22 protein-coding genes are annotated in these 19,926 nt (G+C 65.6%); 19 read left to right on the top strand and 3 right to left on the bottom strand.

Annotation, left to right across the window (positions count from 1 at the left end):
- Positions 1-134 precede the first annotated feature (134 nt).
- From fliJ to G4G71_RS21320, 3 genes are all read left to right on the top strand, one after another.
- Positions 135-578, top strand: a complete 444-nt coding sequence (gene fliJ, locus G4G71_RS21330; RefSeq protein WP_169939952.1) for a flagellar export protein FliJ — start codon at positions 135-137, stop codon at positions 576-578.
- A gap of 65 nt (positions 579-643) precedes the next feature.
- A complete protein-coding gene (locus G4G71_RS21325; RefSeq protein WP_169939950.1) occupies positions 644-1,480 on the top strand; it encodes an aminoglycoside phosphotransferase family protein in 837 nt (278 codons plus the stop codon).
- Complete coding sequence (locus tag G4G71_RS21320; protein WP_169939948.1) at positions 1,468-2,121, top strand: DUF1345 domain-containing protein; 654 nt, start codon at positions 1,468-1,470, stop codon at positions 2,119-2,121. Before G4G71_RS21325 ends, G4G71_RS21320 begins: the two co-directional genes overlap by 13 nt.
- Here the strand turns inward: G4G71_RS21320 and G4G71_RS21315 are convergent.
- From G4G71_RS21315 to G4G71_RS21305, 3 genes are all read right to left on the bottom strand, one after another.
- Positions 2,118-2,738, bottom strand: coding sequence for a LysE family translocator (locus G4G71_RS21315; protein ID WP_169939946.1), 621 nt, complete (start codon positions 2,736-2,738; stop codon positions 2,118-2,120). The two genes, G4G71_RS21320 and G4G71_RS21315, sit on opposite strands and share 4 nt — an antisense overlap.
- 49 nt (positions 2,739-2,787) lie before the next feature.
- Positions 2,788-3,591, bottom strand: coding sequence for an AraC family transcriptional regulator (locus G4G71_RS21310; RefSeq protein WP_169939944.1), 804 nt, complete (start codon positions 3,589-3,591; stop codon positions 2,788-2,790).
- 304 nt (positions 3,592-3,895) lie between these two features.
- The gene (locus G4G71_RS21305) at positions 3,896-4,612 is read right to left on the bottom strand and encodes a TorF family putative porin (protein WP_169939943.1); all 717 of its coding nucleotides are present in this window, start codon (positions 4,610-4,612) and stop codon (positions 3,896-3,898) included.
- A 249-nt stretch (positions 4,613-4,861) separates the two neighbouring features.
- Here G4G71_RS21305 and G4G71_RS21300 point away from each other — a divergent pair, with 249 nt between their 5' ends.
- From G4G71_RS21300 to flhA, 16 genes are all read left to right on the top strand, one after another.
- Positions 4,862-5,167, top strand: coding sequence for an STAS domain-containing protein (locus G4G71_RS21300; protein ID WP_054907280.1), 306 nt, complete (start codon positions 4,862-4,864; stop codon positions 5,165-5,167).
- Between the two features lie 28 nt (positions 5,168-5,195).
- Positions 5,196-6,893: a SpoIIE family protein phosphatase gene (locus tag G4G71_RS21295; RefSeq protein WP_169939942.1), complete on the top strand. Its 1,698-nt coding sequence runs from the start codon at positions 5,196-5,198 to the stop codon at positions 6,891-6,893.
- Positions 6,894-6,947: 54 nt separating this feature from the next.
- Positions 6,948-7,289, top strand: coding sequence for an Hpt domain-containing protein (locus tag G4G71_RS21290; RefSeq protein ID WP_169939941.1), 342 nt, complete (start codon positions 6,948-6,950; stop codon positions 7,287-7,289).
- Positions 7,290-7,355: 66 nt separating this feature from the next.
- On the top strand, positions 7,356-8,660 hold the full coding sequence (locus tag G4G71_RS21285) for a flagellar hook-length control protein FliK (RefSeq protein ID WP_169939940.1): 1,305 nt from the start codon (positions 7,356-7,358) through the stop codon (positions 8,658-8,660).
- Between the two features lie 355 nt (positions 8,661-9,015).
- On the top strand, positions 9,016-9,534 hold the full coding sequence (fliL, locus tag G4G71_RS21280) for a flagellar basal body-associated protein FliL (RefSeq protein WP_169939939.1): 519 nt from the start codon (positions 9,016-9,018) through the stop codon (positions 9,532-9,534).
- Between the two features lie 9 nt (positions 9,535-9,543).
- Positions 9,544-10,515, top strand: coding sequence for a flagellar motor switch protein FliM (gene fliM / locus G4G71_RS21275; RefSeq protein WP_045212074.1), 972 nt, complete (start codon positions 9,544-9,546; stop codon positions 10,513-10,515).
- A gap of 22 nt (positions 10,516-10,537) precedes the next feature.
- The gene (fliN, locus tag G4G71_RS21270) at positions 10,538-11,005 is read left to right on the top strand and encodes a flagellar motor switch protein FliN (protein WP_138215080.1); all 468 of its coding nucleotides are present in this window, start codon (positions 10,538-10,540) and stop codon (positions 11,003-11,005) included.
- 1 nt (position 11,006) lies between these two features.
- The gene (gene fliO / locus G4G71_RS21265; RefSeq protein WP_169939938.1) at positions 11,007-11,486 is read left to right on the top strand and encodes a flagellar biosynthetic protein FliO; all 480 of its coding nucleotides are present in this window, start codon (positions 11,007-11,009) and stop codon (positions 11,484-11,486) included.
- A 77-nt stretch (positions 11,487-11,563) separates the two neighbouring features.
- Positions 11,564-12,274, top strand: coding sequence for a flagellar type III secretion system pore protein FliP (gene fliP, locus G4G71_RS21260; RefSeq protein ID WP_156160422.1), 711 nt, complete (start codon positions 11,564-11,566; stop codon positions 12,272-12,274).
- Positions 12,275-12,440: 166 nt separating this feature from the next.
- Positions 12,441-12,710, top strand: coding sequence for a flagellar biosynthesis protein FliQ (gene fliQ / locus G4G71_RS21255; RefSeq protein WP_054907285.1), 270 nt, complete (start codon positions 12,441-12,443; stop codon positions 12,708-12,710).
- A complete protein-coding gene (fliR, locus tag G4G71_RS21250; RefSeq protein ID WP_024764964.1) occupies positions 12,710-13,486 on the top strand; it encodes a flagellar biosynthetic protein FliR in 777 nt (258 codons plus the stop codon). The genes fliQ and fliR overlap by 1 nt, the downstream gene beginning before the upstream one ends.
- A complete protein-coding gene (gene flhB, locus G4G71_RS21245; protein WP_169939937.1) occupies positions 13,486-14,622 on the top strand; it encodes a flagellar biosynthesis protein FlhB in 1,137 nt (378 codons plus the stop codon). Before fliR ends, flhB begins: the two co-directional genes overlap by 1 nt.
- A gap of 104 nt (positions 14,623-14,726) precedes the next feature.
- Positions 14,727-15,938, top strand: a complete 1,212-nt coding sequence (locus G4G71_RS21240) for a TPM domain-containing protein (protein WP_169939935.1) — start codon at positions 14,727-14,729, stop codon at positions 15,936-15,938.
- An 81-nt stretch (positions 15,939-16,019) separates the two neighbouring features.
- Positions 16,020-16,379 (top strand): hypothetical protein, encoded by a 360-nt coding sequence (locus G4G71_RS21235; protein WP_169939933.1) that lies wholly within the window; start codon positions 16,020-16,022, stop codon positions 16,377-16,379.
- Complete coding sequence (locus G4G71_RS21230; protein ID WP_169939931.1) at positions 16,379-17,653, top strand: TPM domain-containing protein; 1,275 nt, start codon at positions 16,379-16,381, stop codon at positions 17,651-17,653. The genes G4G71_RS21235 and G4G71_RS21230 overlap by 1 nt, the downstream gene beginning before the upstream one ends.
- Positions 17,654-17,794: 141 nt before the next feature.
- A complete protein-coding gene (gene flhA, locus G4G71_RS21225) occupies positions 17,795-19,918 on the top strand; it encodes a flagellar biosynthesis protein FlhA (RefSeq protein WP_169939929.1) in 2,124 nt (707 codons plus the stop codon).
- Positions 19,919-19,926: the final 8 nt, after the last annotated feature.

Below are 19,926 nucleotides of genomic sequence, written 5' to 3'. Positions count from 1 at the left end.
TCCGGTCTCCACGAAGCTGTTCGTAGGATGGGTGGAGCTTGCGATACCCATCGTCTTTCAGCTTGCGGCGAATCGCAGCATGGGTATCGCTGCGCTCCACCCATCCTACGGAAGACGCAGCGGGAGAAGCGCTTGTGAACCGCCGTGCCGAACGCCTGGCCCCGGTGGTCGAAATGGCGCTCAAGGCCGAGCGCGAAGCCGCGCGCCAGCTCGGCTTGGTGCAGGGCCAGTTGCAGCAGGCGCAGCGCAAGCTCGCCGAGCTGGAACGCTACCGCTTCGACTACCAGCAGCAGTGGATCCGCAATGGCCAGCAGGGCGTCAGCGGCCAGTGGCTGATCAACTACCAGCGCTTCCTCTCCCAGCTCGAAGGCGCGGTGGAGCAGCAGAACCGCTCCGTCAACTGGCACCAGGACACCGTCGACAAGGCGCGGGCCGTCTGGCAGGAGAAGTACGCGCGCCTGGAAGGCTTGCGCAAACTGGTGGAGCGCTACCGCGAGGAAGCGCGCCTGGCCGCCGACAAGTACGAGCAGAAGCAGCTCGATGAATTCGCCCAGCGTCTGAGACCCTCCGCAGACTGACTGCGCCAGCGGCGCGTCGCGGCGGCGTGCTAGGCTCCACGGAGTCCTCCCAGCGGAAGCCTTTCATGCCTCTCCCCACGCCTGTTCCTGTGGATTTCCAGCGCGTCCTGGACCTGTGGCAACTCACTCCCGAAGGCGAGCCCATCATCACGCCCAGCAGCCACCTTCTGCCGGTGCGCTGGCGAGATCGTCCAGCGATGATCAAGCGCGCACTGGAGATCGAAGAGCAGGGCGGCTGTCGGGTGATGAGCTGGTGGAGCGGCGAGGGTGCTGCGCTGGTGTACGCCTATGACGGCCACACCATCCTGATGGAGCGCGCCGAGGGCAGCCGCTCGCTGATGCGGATGGCGCTGCACGGTGAGGATGACCAGGCCAGCCGCATCATCTGCGATGTGGTGCGGCGCCTGCATTGGCCGCGGGACGATTCGCCGCCGGATCTGCTCTGCCTGCGCGATTGGTTCCGCGATCTCGCGCCTGCCGCCGTACGTTACGGCGGCCTGTTCCCCCGCTGCCTGGAAACCGCCGAGGCGCTGTTGGCCAGCGAGCACGATCAACGCGTGCTGCATGGCGACGTGCACCACGACAACATCCTGGATTTCGGCGAGCGCGGCTGGCGCGCCATCGATCCCAAGCGCCTGTATGGCGAGCGCCTGTTCGACTACGCCAACCTGCTGTGCAACCCGGACCTGTCCACCTCTCGCGAGCGTGCGCGCTTTCTCCGCCAGCTGGATGTGATCGTCGAGCATGCCCGTGTCGATCGGCGGCGCCTGCTGGAGTGGGTGCTGGCTTTCGCCGGTCTTTCCGCCGCCTGGTTCCTCGACGATGGCATGGCCGCAGAGAGCGATCTCACCGTCGCGCAACTGGCGGCCGCCGAACTGGACCGCACTGCATGCTGCGCGTGAATCGCACGTTGCTGCGGGCGCATCCACGCCTGCTGGGGGCCGGGTTGTTCGGCGTGCTGGCGGGGCTGGCCTGCTACTGGCTGTCCCCCATGACGCGGGTGCTGGTGGGGTGGAACGGCATGGCCTGGCTGTACGTGCTGCTGATCGGTTGGCTGGCCTGGCGCGCCGATGCCGCGCAGGTGAAGCGCGTGGCGAGCATTGAGGACGAGAACGCCGAAGCAGTGCTGGTGTTGATCATCGTGGCGGCGCTGGCGAGCCTGGGGGCAATCATCGTCGAACTGGCCACCGCATCCCACGCCGGTGACAGCGAGAAGCTGGTGCGTTACGCCTTCACGGCCAGCACCGTGCTCGGTTCCTGGTTCCTCATCGGCACCATGTTCAGCATGCATTACGCGCGGATGTTCTATGCCGCCCACGAGAGCAAGCCGGTGCTGCGCTTTCCCGAAGGCGAAAAGCATCCGGACCTGTGGGACTTCCTCTACTTCTCCTTCACCCTCAGCGTGGCGGTGCAGACCTCCGATGTGGAAGTCGCCTCGCGCTCGATGCGCAAGGTGGTGCTGGCGCACTCGGTGATCGGCTTCCTGTTCAATACCGCGATCCTGGGGTTGGTGATCAACATGGGCGCCGGCTTGGTCGGCTAGGCTGGCGGCAGCGTCTCGGCGGCCAGGCGCAGCGCAAGCACGACGAAGGCCAGCGAGAAGCCCCAGCGAATCCCTTTCATCACGGCGGGTCGGCCGATCACGTGGTCGCGCACCCGGGCTGCCAGCAGCCCATAGCCGATGAACACGAGGAAGGTCATCAGTGCGAATGCCAGGCCGAGCACCAGGAACAGGGCCTTGGCGTCCGCGCTGCCGGCCGGCACGAACTGCGGCAGGAAGGCCAGGAAGAACAGCCCGAGCTTGGGGTTGAGCAGGTTGAGCCAGAGCCCGGTGCCCACCAGTTGGGTAGTGCTGCGCGGGCTGCCGGCCGAGTCCAGCGCCAGGGCGCCGTTGCCGCGCAATACCTGCCAGGCGATGAACAACAGGTAGGCGGTGCCCAGCCATCTGATGATCTGGAAGCTGGCCGCGCTGGCCTGCAGGATCAGCGACAGTCCGAAGGTCGCAAGCAGCAATTGCGGGACCATGCCCAGTGTGCAGCCCAGTGCCGCGAGGGTGGCTGCGCGGGCACCGAGGCCGAGGCCGACGGCCAGCGTGTAGAGCACACCGGTGCCGGGCAGCAAAACGACGACGAACGCCGTCAGCAGGAATTCTGCATTCATTCCCGTGGGTTTCCTGTCTGCAAGAAGTGAGGCCGTGGGGCCGGCGAACTCAAGGTGCTGGTAGCGGTGCCCTGAGCGAGGAGCGCCATTGTCCTGGCGTCGGCCCGAGCTGGCGGGCGAAGGCGCGGGTCATGTGGGACTGGTCGGCAAACCCGGCCAGCAGGCTCGCTTCGGCCAGCGCGCGGCCCTCGCCGATGGCCTTGTGGGCCACCCGCACGCGGTACTGCAGCAGGTACGCGTGGGGCGTGGTGCCCAGTTCGCGGCGGAAGCGGCGCAGGGCCGCAAAGGGTGTCAGCCCGGCAAGGCTGGCGAGCTCGGCCAGTGTGGGAGCGTTGCGCGGGTCATCGTGAATCCGTTCGAGCATGCGTGCCACGCTCGGGGAGGGCAGGGCGGCCGCTGTCGTGGCGGTACGCCGGTCGAGCAGATCGCCGAACAGGTCGAGCAGGCCTTCGCTGGCTTCATCGGCGCAAGCGTCCGGCAGGCGCTGCAACAGGCTGGCGATGCGTCGGGCGAGTCGCGGGTCGGCCAGCGTCGGCAGCGGAAATTCCCGGCCTGCCATCTCGCTGCCGGCCAGTCGTGCGATCAGCGCCGGCTCGACGTACAGCATCCACCAGCGACGGGGCGCGCTGCGCAGGGGAATGCCGTCGTGCAGTTCGTTGGGGCTCACGGTGATGATGTCGCTCGGCCCGGCCTCGACCTGGCCGCGGCCGCTCCACGAACGATGGCCGCCCTCGAGCATCACACCGATGCCGTACTCGTCGTGGGCATGACGCGGAAAGCTGCGCTGGGTGAGGATCTCGACGGTGCGCAGGCCGGGCAGGGCAGTGGCAGTGCAGTTCACTCGGTGCAGCATGGGTCAGAGCCTGCGGGCGTGGTGTGGTGACTGGCAGAGTAGCCCCTTGTGCAGCGGCGCTCTTGAATGAAATTGACTCTTTCGCCTCCGCCGACCATTGGTGCTCGGTTTGCCCCTCACCCCGGCCCTCTCCCGAGGGAGAGGGGCCGTTCGGTGTAGGCGGGCGGGCCGGTCTCAGTGGGAAACAATGGTGCAGGAAAAACGGTGGATTCAGCCCTGGCACGGACTACCCCCTCTCCCTCAGGAGCGGGGCGCGCAGCCAGGGCTGGGGTGAGCGTGCTCCGGGGACTGAGAATGTCCAGGCTCAGAAGAACGGCCGCGATGCCTTGAACATGAACGCCGAGTCGCAATAGGCGTTGTGCCCGGAGTAGGCGCTGCAGTCGCCGCCGGTGAGGCTGCTGCCGCTGTAGGAGAAGTTCAGGTCGATGCCTTTCCATGGTCGGCTGAAGTTCAGCGACCAGTCGCCGTATTCGCTGACGCTGCCGCCGCTGCTCAGGCTCACGGGGGAGGCGAAGCTGTAGGCGGAGTACTTGAAGGTCACGTCGAAACCGAGGTCGGACTGTACGCCCAGGTCGGTGAACAGCGTCGCGGTGCTGCGCCCGGCCTGGGCGCTGTAGGCCGCGCCGAGGCGGCTGCCGAACACCGAGAGGCCACCGTACAGCGCCTGGCTGTCGTAGTCGGGCTGCTCCGGGCGGCTGTAGCGCAGGGTGCCTACTTCGTAGCCCAGCTTGCCGTCGCCCAGCGGGTGCTTGAAACCGGCGTAGCTGTCGATCTCCAGAGGCTTTTCCTGCTCCAGGTTCGATGTCCAGCTGCCCACATACCAACCACTGTCGTGGGTAATGTCCAGGCCACCCTGGGTGCTGCTGGCCTGGCCCGGCTGGACCAACCCCTGGGCCATGCTGCGCGTCGGCGAGTTGGCGAACTTGAGTTCGAAGTCACCCAGCTCGCGCTGCATCACCTGGGCGGCTGCATACGGCGCTGCACACAAAATGCAGGCCGCGATGAGAATGGACTTGGTCATGCTCCCCCCTTCTTGCGGCTGCGACCCTTACAAGGCTTCTTGCGAGCCTTCACCCCGCGTCGCACGCGTAAAAGGGTAAAGGCATTCGCCATGCCTGTGTCGACCGGTGGTCCATTAATCGACTCCCGCGGCGAAGGCCAGACGGGCCTGGCCCGGCGGTTTCCCATCGCTCGCCGAGGTTGCCGCTGTCATCGCTAACTGCTACATCTTCAAGCTCGTGCGCGACCATCGATCGATAAGGAGAATCCCATGGCCATCACTTCCGTTCCCTCCGCTGACGGGCAGGAGCTCACCATCGTGGTCCAGGGGCGTTTCGATTTCGGCGCACATCAGGAGTTCCGCAACGCCTACGAGCGCGTCGAGACTACTCCCAAGCGCTACGTGGTGGACCTGAAGGGCGCTACCTATCTGGACAGCTCGGCGCTGGGGATGCTCCTGCTGCTGCGCGACCATGCCGGTGGCGAGAGCGCGCAGATCAGCCTGGTGCACTGCAACCCCGATGTGCGCAAGGTGCTGGCCATTTCCAACTTCGAGCAGCTGTTCAAGATCAGCTGACGCGGCCCGGTCCGCAGTGGCAACAGCCATGTCCGAACTCCTCACGGTACTGATCGCCGACGACAACGCCGCCGACCGCCTGCTGCTGTCGACCATCGTCAGCCGCCAGGGCCATCGTGTGCTCACCGCCGCCAATGGGCTGGAAGCCCTGGCGCTGTTCGCCCAGGAGCGCCCGCAGCTGGTGCTGATGGATGCGCTGATGCCGGTGATGGACGGCTTCGAAGCGGCGCGGCGGATTCGCCGGCAGGCCGGCGAAGAGCTGGTGCCGATCATCTTCCTCACCTCGCTGAGCGAGCCCGAGGCGCTGGTGCAGAGCCTGGAGGCGGGCGGCGACGACTTCCTCTCCAAGCCCTACAACCGCATCATCCTCGAAGCCAAGATCCGCGCCATGGGGCGCCTGCATCACCTGCAGCGGATGGTGCTGGAGCAGCGCGACCTGATTGCCCGGCACAACGAACACCTGCTCAACGAGCAGCGGGTGGCCAAGGCGGTGTTCGACAAGGTGGCGCATTCGGGATGCCTGAATGCGGCGAATATCCGCTATCTGCAATCACCCTTTGCCTTGTTCAACGGCGACCTGCTGCTGGCGGCGTTCAAGCCTTCCGGCGGCATGCACGTGCTGCTCGGCGATTTCACCGGCCATGGCTTGCCGGCGGCCATCGGTGCCATGCCGCTGGCCGAGGTGTTCTACGGCATGACCGCCAAGGGCTACCCGATGGCGGACATCCTTCGGGAGATGAATGCCAAGCTCAAGCGCATCCTCCCGGTGGGGGTGTTCTGCTGCGCCGCGGTGCTCAACCTGAGTTTCCAGCGCGGCCTGGTGGAGGTGTGGAACGGCGGCCTGCCCAATGGCTACCTGCTGCGTCAGCAGCCGCGCGAGATCGTGCCGCTGGTTTCGCGGCACTTGCCGCTGGGGATTCTGGAGGCGTCTGCCTTCAGCGACCACTGCGAGGTCTATGCCATGGAGGAGGGCGACCGTGTGTTTCTCTTCTCCGATGGGGTGCTTGAAGCGCGCAATGCCGCCGGCGAAGTGTTCGGGGAACAACGCCTGCGCGAGGCCTATGACAGCGAGCCGAACTCCGCGCGCCTGTTCGATGGAATCCAGGCCGCCCTGGCGCGCTTCCGTGGCGAGGCCCAGGATGACGTCAGCATGCTGGAGGTCGCGCTGGTCCCCGAGGACTCGCTGCAGCGCCCGCCGCTGGCGTTCTCCGACAATGGCCTGAGCAGCCCGCTGGACTGGTCCGCCAGTTTCGAGTTCCGCGCGCCGACCCTGCGCAATTTCAATCCCCTGCCTTTTCTGCTGCAGCTGCTGATGGAAGTACACGACCTGCGCCCGCGCGGCGGAGCGCTCTACACCGTACTTGCCGAGCTTTACTCCAACGCCCTGGAGCATGGCGTGATGGGCCTGGACTCAACGCTCAAGTGCGATGCCGCCGGCTTCGCCCGCTATTACCAGGAGCGCAGCCAGCGTCTCCACGAGCTGCACGACGGCTTCGTGCGTTTCCACCTCGACCTCGCGCCCCACGGCGATGGCGGGCGGTTGCTGATGCGGGTGGAGGACAGCGGCGACGGTTTCGACGTCGGCGCGGTGCTCGCTTCGCAGCAGGTTGCCGGCAGTCTCTGCGGGCGCGGCCTCACGCTGGTCCGGCAACTGGCCGATCGCTGCCAATGGTCGAGCGACGGCAAGACCGTGGCCGTGGAGTTCTTCTGGTCGGCTCAGGCATAATCGGGGCCTTCTTGTCCCCCGCAGGGTGGCGAGCCGTCCTCCAGGGAGTGCCCCATGTCCGAGCCGCATCTCGATGGCGCCGTGCTGAGCAATTTGCTGTCGATCATGGAAGACGAGTACCCGCTCCTGGTGGAGACCTTCCTCAGCGACTCCGAAGAGCGCCTGCGCAGCATCCGCGAGGCATCCGCCGTCAGCGATGCGCCGGCCTTGCGCCATGCTGCGCACAGCTTCAAGGGCAGCTGCGGCAACATGGGAGCCTCCGTACTGAGCAGCCTATGCAAGCGCCTGGAAGAGGCCGCACGGCAGAATGACCTGGCCAGCGCTCAGAGCCTGATCGGCAAGGTCGAGCACGAATTCTCCATCGTCCGTACCCTGCTGCTGCCCGGTCGCTCCTGACGTTTTTCGAGTTGGCCCGCGCCTTGCTATCTCCGTGTTGGATATTCACATCAACGGAGAACTCCGATGGCTGTCGCCCCGGATATGTTATTGACGTCGACGCCTGACACCAGGCCCAAGGCGGCGCTCTCCAGGTCTGCCCAGAATTCGTCGAACAGCAGCAACGACAAGGGTTCCAGCTTCGCCGACGTCTATGCCAAGGAGCAGCGTCCGGCCGCCAGCGAGCGCCCCGACAAGCCCGTCAAGGCGAAGACCGACAAGCCTCGGGACACTGCCGACAAGGGCGCCGCGAGCAAGGATTCTGCTGCGCCGGCTGCCGCCGACCAGCCAAAGGTTGCCGAGGACGGCAAGGCCTTGCCGGCCGATGGCGCCAACAAGGCGCAGGACAGCACGGCAGCCGACACCGAAGCCAAGACCGACGCGACCCTCGACCCGCTGCTGATGCTGGGCATGACCGGGCAACTGCCGGAGCCCGAGGCGCCACCGCTGGTGGTCAGCAGCGGGGCCAGCCAGCTGACGGATGCCAGCAGCGATGGCGACTTGCAGAAGCTCAACGAGATCCCTGGCGTGAGCCTGGCCCTGGGGCTGGGTGGCGAGGATCAGGCACCGCAGGTTCAGCAGACGCAACTGGCCGGCCACCTGGCAGCCAAGGCCGACGGCAAGGCGAACGCCGACGCGAAGAACGACTTGTCCGCTGCCCTGGCCGCGCTGAACCCGGATTCGGCCGCCAAGGGCGGTGAAGCGAAGCTCGGCGAAGGCGCGCTGAAGGATGGTGCCGACCTGACCCAGCAATTGGCGGATGTGCAGACCGACGCCAAGCCGGAGATGCCGCGCAACGAGAGCTTCGCTGCGCGCCTGGAGTCCCTGACCCAGGCGCTGAACACGCCACAGGCCATGACCAGTCGCCCGGTGAACCCGCTGGTGCCCGGCCAGGCGGTGTCGATGCAGCAGAATGGCTGGACCGACCAGGTGGTGGACCGGGTGATGTGGATGTCCTCGCAGAACCTCAAGTCCGCCGAGATCCAGATGGACCCGGCCGACCTCGGTCGCCTGGAGGTGCGCATCCACATGACCGCCGACCAGACCCAGGTGAACTTCGTCAGCGCCAACGCCGGCGTGCGTGAAGCGCTGGACAGCCAGCAGCACCGCTTGCGCGAAATGTTCAGCCAGCAGGGCATGGGCCAGTTGGACGTCAACGTCTCGGACCAGTCGGCCCGCGGCTGGCAGCAACAGCAGCAGGGCGATGAGCGCGGCAGTTCGCGGCGCGTGGCCGGTTCAGAGGGCGACGACGAGCCGATGATCAGCGGCGTGTCGGAGATCCGCCCGGCATCGACGGCGCAGGGCAGGGGATTGGTGGATTACTACGCGTGACTTGCTGGTTGCACTACGGGAAATGGTGCGTTGTTTGAAAGCTCCCTCTCCCCAGCCCTCTCCCTGAAGGGAGAGGGAGCAGCCCGGAGTTGCCGGTCAGCTCAGTATTCGCATGATGCCGCTCAGTCCCCTCTCCCTTCAGGGAGAGGGTTAGGGAGAGGGAAAACGCCCGGGTGCTGAACCTGCCCTGTTCGGCAAACGCCCAACCTGTGGATGCACAGGAAAATTCTTACGCTCCCCGTGACATCCTCCGTCTAGCCTGTAATATCCGCGGCGGCGCCAGTCGAACTGGCACAGCCCTTGCTGATACCCCCTGTATCAGCGCATTGCGCCGGAATAGTGACGGATATTTGGCATGGCCAAGAAAGAACAGCCTCCGCTTCCCGATGGACAAGCGCCCGCCAAGGGCAAGCTGAAACTCATCATCATCATCGTGCTGGCCTTCCTGCTGGCAGTCGGTGCTTCGGTGGGCGGCACCTGGTTCTTCCTGCACAAGAGCGCCAAGCCCGAGGAAGCCGAAGCCAAGAGCGCCGAGCAGGCGGAGCCGACCAGGAAGCAGGCGGTCTACGAGATCCTCGCGCCGGCCTTCGTGGTCAACTTCAATCAGAACGGTCGCCAGCGCTATCTGCAGGTGGCCGTCGCCCTCATGGGCCGCGACCAGGCGCAGATGGACGCGCTGCGCGAGCAGATGCCGCTGGTGCGCAACCAGCTGGTGATGCTGTTCTCCAGTCAGAATTTCGACACGCTGGTGACGCCGGTGGGCAAGGAAATGCTGCGTCAGCAGGCGACTTCCAGTCTTCAGGAACTGGCGAAGAAGGCGACCGGTCAGTTGACCGTGGAGCAAGTGCTTTTCACCAACTTCGTATTGCAGTAGGTACCCGCCATGGCCATGCAGGATCTACTTTCCCAGGACGAGATCGACGCGCTGTTGCACGGCGTGGACGATGGCCTGGTGGAAACCGAGTCCGACGTCGAGCCGGGGGCGATCAAGTCCTACGACCTGACCAGTCAGGACCGCATCGTCCGGGGCCGCATGCCGACCCTAGAGATGATCAACGAGCGGTTCGCCCGCTATACCCGCATCAGCATGTTCAACCTGCTGCGCCGCTCGGCGGATGTCGCCGTGGGCGGCGTGCAGGTAATGAAGTTCGGCGAGTACGTGCATTCGCTGTACGTGCCCACCAGCCTCAACCTGGTGAAGATGAAACCGCTGCGCGGCACCGCGCTGTTCATCCTCGATGCCAAGCTGGTGTTCAAGCTGGTGGACAACTTCTTTGGCGGCGACGGGCGTCACGCCAAGATCGAGGGCCGCGAGTTCACCCCCACCGAGCTGCGCGTGGTACGGATGGTCATCGAGCAGGCCTTCGTCGATCTCGCCGAAGCCTGGCACGCGGTGATGCCGATCAACTTCGAGTACGTGAACTCCGAGGTGAACCCGGCGATGGCCAACATCGTCAGCCCTAGCGAAGTGGTGGTGGTCTCCACCTTCCACATCGAGCTGGACGGTGGTGGCGGCGACCTGCACATCACCCTGCCTTACGCGATGATCGAGCCGATCCGCGAGATGCTCGACGCCGGCTTCCAGTCCGACGTGGACGACCAGGACGAGCGCTGGATCAACGCCCTGCGCGAAGACATCCTCGACGTCAGCGTGCCGGTGGGTGCCACTGTCGTGCGCCGCCAGCTCAAGCTGCGCGACATCCTGCACATGCAGCCGGGCGACGTCATCCCGGTGGAGCTGCCCGAATACATGATCATGCGCGCCAACGGCGTGCCTTCCTTCAAGGTCAAGCTGGGTTCGCACAAGGGCAACCTGGCCTTGCAGATTCTCGATCCCCTCGAGCGCTTGCGCTGAGCGGATCCCACGAGGACCCACCATGTCTGATGAAGAAAACGTGACTCCCGAAGAACAGGCGCTGGCCGACGAGTGGGCCGCGGCGCTCTCCGAATCCGGTGACGCCAACCAGGACGACATCGACGCGATGATGGCCGGCGCTGCGGCTCCGGCCGTGCCCGCCGCACCGCGCGCACCGATGGAAGAGTTCGGCATGGCGCCCAAGACGCCGATGATCGCCGGGCTGGAAGGCCCCAACCTGGATGTGATCCTGGATATTCCGGTGACCATTTCCATGGAGGTCGGGCATACCGACATCAACATCCGCAACCTGCTGCAGCTCAACCAGGGCTCGGTGATCGAGCTCGATCGCCTGGCCGGCGAGCCGCTGGACGTGCTGGTCAACGGCACCCTGATCGCTCACGGCGAAGTGGTGGTGGTGAACGAGAAATTCGGCATCCGCCTCACCGACGTGATCAGCCCCAGCGAACGCATCAAGAAGCTGCGCTGACATGGCCCGCCTGCTCGCGAAACTGTCCGTCCTGCCGCTGGCGGGGCTGTCCCTCCTGGCGATGGCCGACGAGACCGCCAAGGTTCCGGCATCCAACCCGGCCATCGTCCATGCCAGCTCCACGCCAAGCCTGATCACCGGCAGTGCCGGCGCGCAGCTGATGCAGTTACTGCTGGGCCTGGTGCTGGTGGTCGGCCTGATCTTCCTGCTCGCCTGGCTGGTGCGCCGTGTGCAGCAGGTGGTGCCGCGCGGCAACCAGGCGATCCGCCTGATTTCCAGCCAGTCCCTCGGCCCGCGTGATCGGCTGGTGCTGGTGCAGGTGGGCGAGGAGCAGGTGCTGCTGGGCCTTACGCCCGGCCGCATCACCCCGCTGCACGTCATGCGCCAGCCGGTGCATGCCGCCGAATCGGAACCAGCGCAGCCGGAATTCGCCCAGCGCCTGCTGGAATTGCTGAACAAGGACAAGGGCCGCCCACAGTGACCCGTTCGCCGACTTCTTCCGTTCTGATCGCCGCACTCAAGGCCATCGCACCGTTGCTACTGGGCCTGCTGGCGCTGATGGCACCGCAGGCCTTCGCCGCCGATCCGACGCAACTGACGGCGATCACCGTGACCACCAACCCGCAGGGGCAGCAGGAATACTCGGTCAGCCTGCAGATCCTGCTGATCATGACCGCGCTGAGCTTCATCCCGGCGTTCGTCATGCTGATGACCAGCTTCACCCGGATCATCATCGTCTTCTCCATCCTGCGCCAGGCGCTGGGCCTGCAGAGCACGCCGTCGAACCAGGTGCTGATCGGCCTGGCCATGTTCCTCACCCTGTTCGTCATGGCACCGGTGTTCGACAAGATCAACACGACCGCGCTGCAGCCTTACCTGAGCGAACAGATCCCGGCACAGGAAGCGATCACCCGCGCCGAGGTGCCGCTCAAGGCCTTCATGCTGGCGCAGACCCGGCAATCGGACCTGGAGCTGTTCGTGCGGCTGTCCAAGCGCACCGACATCGCCAGCGCCGACGCCACGCCCCTGACCATCCTGGTGCCGGCGTTCGTCACTTCGGAGTTGAAGACGGCGTTCCAGATCGGTTTCATGATCTTCATTCCGTTCCTGATCATCGACCTGGTGGTGTCCAGCGTGCTGATGGCGATGGGCATGATGATGCTCTCGCCACTGATCATCTCGTTGCCGTTCAAGATCATGCTGTTCGTCCTGGTGGACGGCTGGGCGCTGATCATCGGTACGCTCGCCGGCAGTTTCGGGACGGTCTAGCGATGTCCATTCCTGTCGGCGCAACGCTATCCGATGGCACCGTAGGATGGTGTGGAGCGAAGCGATACCCATCGATATCCGGGGCGAACCCGCTGATGGGTATCGCAAGCTCCACCCATCCTGCGAATGAGCTTTCCATTGAGGCCGCCGCGCAAGAGGAGCAACCATGACCCCCGAAGTCGCTGTCGACCTGTTCCGTGAAGCGCTCTGGCTGACCGCCGTGATGGTCGGCATCCTGGTGCTGCCCAGCCTGCTGGTGGGCCTGATCGTGGCGATGTTCCAGGCCGCCACGCAGATCAACGAGCAGACCCTGAGTTTCCTGCCGCGCCTGCTGGTGGTATTGATGACCCTGATCGTGCTGGGGCCCTGGCTGCTGCGGCAGCTGATGGAGTACACCCAGTCGCTGATCACCAGCATCCCGACGCTGATCGGCTGATGCTCGAGCTCAGCAACGCGCAGATCGGCGGCTGGATCGGGGCCTTCCTGTTCCCGCTGTTCCGCATTGCCGCGATGTTGATGGTGATGCCGATCATCGGCACCCAGCTGGTGCCCACCCGTGTGCGCCTCTACCTGTCCGTGGCGATCGCCGTGGCCCTGGTGCCGAACCTGCCGCCGATGCCGCAGGTGGACGCGCTGAGCCTAAAGGCGATGGTCTACATCGCCCAGGAAATCCTCGTCGGCGCCATGCTCGGCTTCGTCCTGCAGCTGATGTTCCATGCCTTCGTCATCTCCGGGCAGATCATCTCCATGCAGATGGGCCTGGGTTTCGCCTCCATGGTCGACCCCACCAACGGTATTTCCGTGCCAGTGCTGGGGCAGTTCTTCACCATGCTGGTGACGCTGCTGTTCCTCTCCATGAACGGCCACCTGGTGGTGTTCGAGGTGCTGGCCGAAAGCTTCAACACGCTGCCGGTGGGCGAGGGGCTGTCGAGCAACCATTTCATCACCGTGGCCGGGAAGCTCGGCTGGGTCCTGGGTGCCGGCCTGATGATCGCCTTGCCGGCGATCACCGCGCTGCTGGTGGTCAACCTCGCATTCGGCGCCATGACGCGCGCCGCGCCGCAGCTGAATATCTTCTCCATCGGTTTCCCCCTGACCCTGGTCATGGGGTTCGTCATTGTCTGGATTGGCAGTGCCGACATTCTGACTCAGTACCAGGCACTGGCCAGTGAAGGCCTGCGCCTGCTTCGCGAACTCGTGGGGGCCCGCTGATGGCCGAGAACGACAGTAGCGAAGACAAGACAGAGGAACCTACCGAGAAACGGCGCCGCGACGCGCGCGAGAAAGGGCAGCTACCCAGGTCCAAGGAGCTGAACACCCTGGCCGTGCTGCTCGCCGGCGCCGGTGGTCTGCTGATGTTCGGCGCCAGCCTCGCCGACGCGCTGCTGCGCCTGATGCGCGGCAGCTTCGAGTTCGACCGCGCCACGGCGATGAACAGCGAGAGCATGCTCAACCTGCTGATCGCCGGTGCGAAGATCGGCGCCGATGGCGTCTGGCCGATCCTTGCCGTGTTGCTGCTGGCTGCGCTGATCGGGCCGGTGGCCCTGGGCGGCTGGCTGTTTTCCGCCGAGGCGCTGGCGCCCAAGTTCAGCCGGATGAACCCGCTGGCGGGGCTCAAGCGTATGTTCTCGCTGCGCTCGCTGACCGAGTTGCTCAAGGCGCTGGCCAAGTTCGTGCTGGTGCTGATCGTGGCGATACTGGTGCTCAAGTCCGACCAGGACGACCTGCTGGCGATGTCCCACGAGCCGCTGGAGCAGGCCATGGTGCACAGCGCCAAGGTCGTGGGCTGGAGCGCCTTCTGGCTGGCCTGCAGCATCATCTTCATCGCCGCCGCGGACGTTCCGTTCCAGCTCTGGGACAACCGCAAGAAGCTGATGATGACCAAGCAGGAGGTCAAGGACGAGTACAAGGACTCCGAGGGCAAGCCGGAGGTCAAGGCCAAGGTCCGCCAGATGCAGCGCGAGATGGCCAACCGGCGCATGATGCAGGCGGTGCCCCAGGCCGACGTGGTGATCACCAACCCGACCCACTTCGCCGTGGCCCTGCAGTACGACGCGGAGAAGGGCGGTGCGCCCAAGTTGCTGGCCAAGGGCAACGACTTCATGGCGCTGAAGATTCGCGAGATCGCCCAGGAGCACAAGGTCACGGTGCTCGAATCCCCGGCCCTGGCGCGGGCGGTGTACTACTCCACCGAACTGGACCATGAGATTCCCGCCGGCCTATACCTGGCGGTTGCTCAGGTGCTGGCCTATGTCTACCAGCTCAAGCAGTACCGCGCCGGCAAGGGCAAACGCCCCGGCCCGATGCCGGACCTGCCGATTCCGCCGGATTTGCGGCGGGACGAGTGATATAGGACGCGTCCGACATATCTCGTCCGTCAGACCGCAGTAGCATGGGCGGTTCATGGCCGGGCCGCATGCTCCGGCTGCAAGGATCGCGAAGGGACACTTCGATGCTTCATGGATTCTCCGTCGGCTGGCGCGCGACGTTCTGGTTTCTGCTCTGCCTGTTCTGTTCCCAGTTTGCCTGGGCGGCTTCGGATGCCGACGGCGGAGTCCCGCTGCCGCTGGGCGAACGCGTGGTCGACGTCACCGGCACGCTCGACCCCACCGCCAAGGCCCGCCTGATCGACAAGCTCACGGCCCTGGAGGAGCGGCGCGGTGCGCAGATCGCCGTGGTGATGCTGCCCACGGTCGGCAAGATGGGCATCGAGGCGTTTTCCAACAAACTGTTCAGTCTGTGGAAGCTCGGGCGCAAGGGCATCGACGATGGCGTGCTGGTGGTGGTGGCCAAGGACGACCACCTGATGCGCATTGAGGTGGGTTACGGCCTGGAAGGGGCGATTCCCGATGTGCTGGCCGGGCGCATCATCCGCGAGCGCATGGCGCCGGCTTTCCGCGAAGGTGACTACGCCGGCGGTATCGACGCGGCGGTGGATGCGCTGATCGGGCTGGTCGACGGCGAACCGCTGGCCGCGCCCGCCCCGTTGCGGGTGCCGTTGGAAGCCTGGCTGCTGCTGGTGGCGTTCGTGGCGGGTGGGATTGGCGGTGTGTTGCTGGCCGCCCATCGCCTGCGTTGGCGTGGTGCCCTGATGATCGGCATCGCAATCGTTGCGCTGGTGGCGGTATTCGCCAGCGGCACGGATGCCCTGGTGACCGTGGCGATTTCGCCGCTCTGCTTGCTGATTGGTGGCGCTACCTTTGGCGCACTGTGGACGGTTCGCGCGATGTTCTACGGGGTGCTCGGGCTGATCGCCTACTGCATCCTGCTCGGCTTCCTGACGCCGCGTTTTGGCGGCGTGCTGTGGATTTATGCGCTGGCCGCGCCGGTGGGCCTGCTGTTCGTGCTTGGCCTCTGGTGGCTGGTTATCTCGATGATGCGCGATACCTGGCGCAAGGGGCACCAGGGCTTCTACCTGCGCTTGCTGATCCTGGCGGGGCTCTACCTGGTGGTGGCGTTCTTCGCGGGCGCACCGGCCATGCCGCTGAGCTGGCTGGCGGTGCTGCCTTTCATGGCGCTCCCCGGGCTGCTGATATTCGGTTCGGGCAAGGGGGCTGGCGGGTCCGGCTCGGGCAGCGGCTCTTCCCGTGGCGGCTCCAGCGGTGGCGGTTTCTCCGGCGGTGGCGGGTCGAGCGGCGGCGGTGGGGCCTCCGGCAGCTGGTAGTGCAGCGCCCCGCGGCTTTGCGCGTTGAGCGCATTCAACTAGCATCTCGACACCCATTTGCCAGGAGGCACTGAGCACGCCATGGACAGCACCGTTCGCGACCGCCGCATTGCTGCCGTCATTCCCCTAGTCACGCTACCGGTGATCTACGTCTCGCTGTGGTTCATCCCCTTGCTGGTGCTGGGGTATCTGCTGCTGGGGCGCAGGGCTCCGCCGCTGGTCCGCGGCTCGCTGGGCGTGGTTGCCAGCGATGGCGAGATCAAGCTCTGGCCTCAGATCAAGTCCGTGCTGGTGGTGGTGTTCAGTCTGCTGATCACGGGATACGTCCTCGTCAGCTCTGCCTTCAGCGTCGTTCGCGCCTGGCGCGGCCAGTTGCACGATCCGAAGCTGTCCATGGGGATTCTGCAGGCCCTGCGCGGACGGCCGAGGGCGGCTGCCTGATGAGAGCCTGGATTCTCGGCTTCCTGTGCCTGTTCCTCCTGTCGGGCGCGCCGCTCACGCAGGCCGTCCAGGCTGATAGGGCTGCGGCCAGCGTAGATGTCGCCGACGCGCTGCAGGAGCAAGCGCCTGCCGCGGTGGCCGTGCCCCGGCTGGAGAGCCCGGTCACTGACCTCACCGGCACCCTGGATAGCGACTGGGTCGCCTCTATGCGCCAGCGCCTGCTGGCGCTGCAGCAGCGCAAGGGATCGCAGATTGCCATTCTGATGCTGCCCAGCACCGGCGAGGACAGCATCGAGCAGTACGCCACCCGCGTCTTCGAACAATGGCGCCTGGGGCGCAAGGGCGTGGACGATGGCGTGCTGGTGCTGGTAGCCAGGGACGACCGGACCATGCGCATCGAAGTCGGCTATGGGCTGGAAGGCGCGATTCCGGATGTCAGTGCCGCGCGGATCATCCGGGAATACATGGTTCCGTCCTTCCGCGACGGTGACTTCGCTGGCGGCATCCAGCAGGCGGTCGAGGTCCTGGAGCGTCTGATCGATGGCGAGACACTGCCGGAGGAACACCAGCAGGGCGGCCTGACGCTCGAGGGCTGGCTGCTGCTGATCGGCCTGAGCGCTGGTGCCGTGGCAGGCATTGCCTTGCGCAGGCGCTGGTTCAGCGTTCGCGCCGTGCTGCTCGCATCGGTGGCCCTGGCGCTATTGCTGGCCTTCAGTTCCGGATTGAAAGCCGCGCCGACGCTGCTCTTCGTCCTGCCGTTCTGCCTGTTCACCGGTGGCGGCATCGGCGCCCTGGCTGCCTCTTCGCGCAAGGCGGCCTGGGTGGTGTGCGGGATCATCGGTTACCTGGTGGCGCTGATGCTGCTCGCCTCGCATTTCGACGGGGGAGACGTCGCGCTCTATGGCCTGGCGGCGCCCATTGGCGGAACCGTCGCACTGATCTTCCTGTGTCTGCCGTTCTTCCTCGCCTACGGCACCTGGAAGCGCAGCGGGCTGGAATTCTGCATTCGCCTGGCGCTGGCCGGCGGCATCGCCGGGTTCGTTGTCTATGCGACAGGAATCCCGCTGTGGCCCTGGGCGCTTCCCGATTCGCTGGCGCTGATTCCGATGCTGTACGTGCCGATGCTGGTCGCCTTCCTGGCCGGCGGCAGCTCCGGTTCCGGGTCCGGCTCGGATTCGAGCTCCGGCGGCAGCAGTTCGTCCTCCGGCGGCGGCAGCAGTTACTCCGGCGGTGGCGGTTCCAGCGGTGGTGGCGGCGCTTCCGGAAGCTGGTGATCCGGCCGCTCTGAGTCGGGCATTTATCGCGGTTCGAAGAAGTTGGAACGCTTCCTGCAAAACCCTGTGCGGATGCCGGTCTCGGCGTCAAAAGTTTGATCCGGTGGCTGCCTCGGCCACCCACGCGCAGGGGAAATTCGGGTGGATCGTACGCAACTGATCGGCACTGTTCGCAGCAACCTGGTAGGGCTCAGCCGAGGCAACCTCGGCGTGCCGCTGCTGCTGCTGGCGATGCTGGCGATGATGACCCTGCCCATTCCGCCGTTCCTGCTGGATGTGCTGTTCACCTTCAATATCGCCCTGTCCATCGTGGTCCTGCTGGTCAGCGTGTACGCCCTGCGCCCGCTGGACTTCGCCGTGTTCCCGACCATCCTGCTGGTCGCCACCCTGCTGCGCCTGGCGCTGAACGTCGCGTCCACCCGCGTCGTGCTGCTGCACGGCCACGACGGTCACGCGGCCGCGGGCAAGGTGATCCAGGCCTTCGGCGAGGTGGTGATCGGCGGCAACTACGTCGTCGGCATCGTGGTCTTCGCGATCCTCATGATCATCAACTTCGTGGTGGTCACCAAGGGTGCCGGGCGTATCTCCGAGGTGAGCGCGCGTTTCACCCTCGATGCCATGCCCGGCAAGCAGATGGCCATCGACGCCGACCTCAACGCCGGCCTGATCGAGCAGGCGGAAGCCAAGAAGCGCCGCGCCGAAGTGGCCCAGGAAGCCGACTTCTACGGCTCCATGGACGGTGCCAGCAAGTTCGTCCGCGGTGACGCCGTTGCCGGCCTGCTGATTCTTTTCATCAACCTCATCGGTGGCGTGGCCATCGGCGTGATCCAGCACTCGATGAGCTTCGGCGATGCCGGCAAGGTCTACGCCCTGCTGACCATCGGTGACGGTCTGGTGGCGCAGTTGCCCTCGCTGCTGCTGTCCACCGCCGCCGCGATCATGGTGACCCGTGTGTCCAGCTCCGAGGACATGGGGGCCCAGGTCAACCGCCAGATGTTCGCCTCGCCCAAGGCGCTGGCCATCTCTGCCGCCATCCTCATCGCCATGGGCCTGGTGCCCGGCATGCCGCACGTTTCCTTCGTCGGCCTGGGCGCTCTGGCTGCCGGTGGCGCCTGGATGATCTGGAACCGACAGCGCAAGGCCAGCCAGAAGGCCGAGCAGGAAGCCCAGACCCAGCAGGAACTGCTGCCCGCCCAGCGCGCCGAGCAGACCAAGGAACTGGGCTGGGATGACGTGACTCCTGTCGACATGGTCGGCCTGGAAGTGGGCTACCGCCTGATTCCGCTGGTGGACCGCAACCAGGGCGGCCAGCTGCTGGCGCGGATCAAGGGCGTGCGCAAGAAGCTGTCCCAGGACCTGGGCTTCCTGATGCCGTCGGTGCATATCCGCGACAACCTCGACCTGCTGCCCAATGCCTATCGCCTGACGCTGATGGGCGTCAGCGTGGCCGAGGCCGAGATCTACCCGGACCGCGACCTGGCGATCAACCCCGGCCAGGTGTTCGGCACCCTCAACGGCATCGCTGGCAAGGACCCGGCCTTCGGCCTGGAAGCCGTCTGGATCGAAGCCTCGCAGCGCGACCAGGCGCAGTCCCTGGGCTACACCGTGGTGGATGCCAGCACCGTGGTTGCTACCCACCTGAACCAGGTGCTGCACAAGCATGCCCACGAGCTGCTCGGCCACGAGGAAGTCCAGCAGCTGATGCAACTGCTGGCCAAGACCTCGCCCAAGCTCGCCGAGGAGCTGGTGCCGGGGCTGATTTCCCTGTCGACCCTGCTCAAGGTGCTTCAGGCGCTGCTGCAGGAGCAGGTGCCGGTACGCGATATCCGCACCATCGCCGAGGCCATCGCCAACGTGGCGGCGAAGAGTCAAGATCCCGCCGCGATGGTGGCGGCGGTTCGCGTCGCGCTGGCCCGCGCAATCGTGCAAACCATTGTGGGACTAGAGCCGGAGCTGCCTGTGATCACTCTGGAACCCAGGTTGGAACAGATATTGCTCAATAGTCTTCAGAAGGCCGGACAGGGCTCCGAAGACGGCATGTTGCTGGAACCCGGAATGGCCGAAAAGCTGCAACGCTCGATGGTTGAAGCGGCGCAGCGTCAGGAGATGCTCGGCAAGCCGGCGATTCTGCTGGTGGCAGGTCCCATCCGCGCGATGATGTCGCGATTCGCCCGGATGGCGGTTCCCACCATGAATGTGCTGGCTTACCAGGAAATCCCGGACAACAAACAAGTCACGATTGTCGCCACTGTTGGGCAGAACTGATTGAGGTC

Origin of the sequence: Pseudomonas multiresinivorans (assembly GCF_012971725.1) — a bacterium.
In the GTDB taxonomy this organism is placed as follows: domain Bacteria; phylum Pseudomonadota; class Gammaproteobacteria; order Pseudomonadales; family Pseudomonadaceae; genus Pseudomonas; species Pseudomonas multiresinivorans.
Note: the sequence above shows the minus strand (reverse complement) of the source record. Positions and strands in the feature narration are given on the sequence as shown.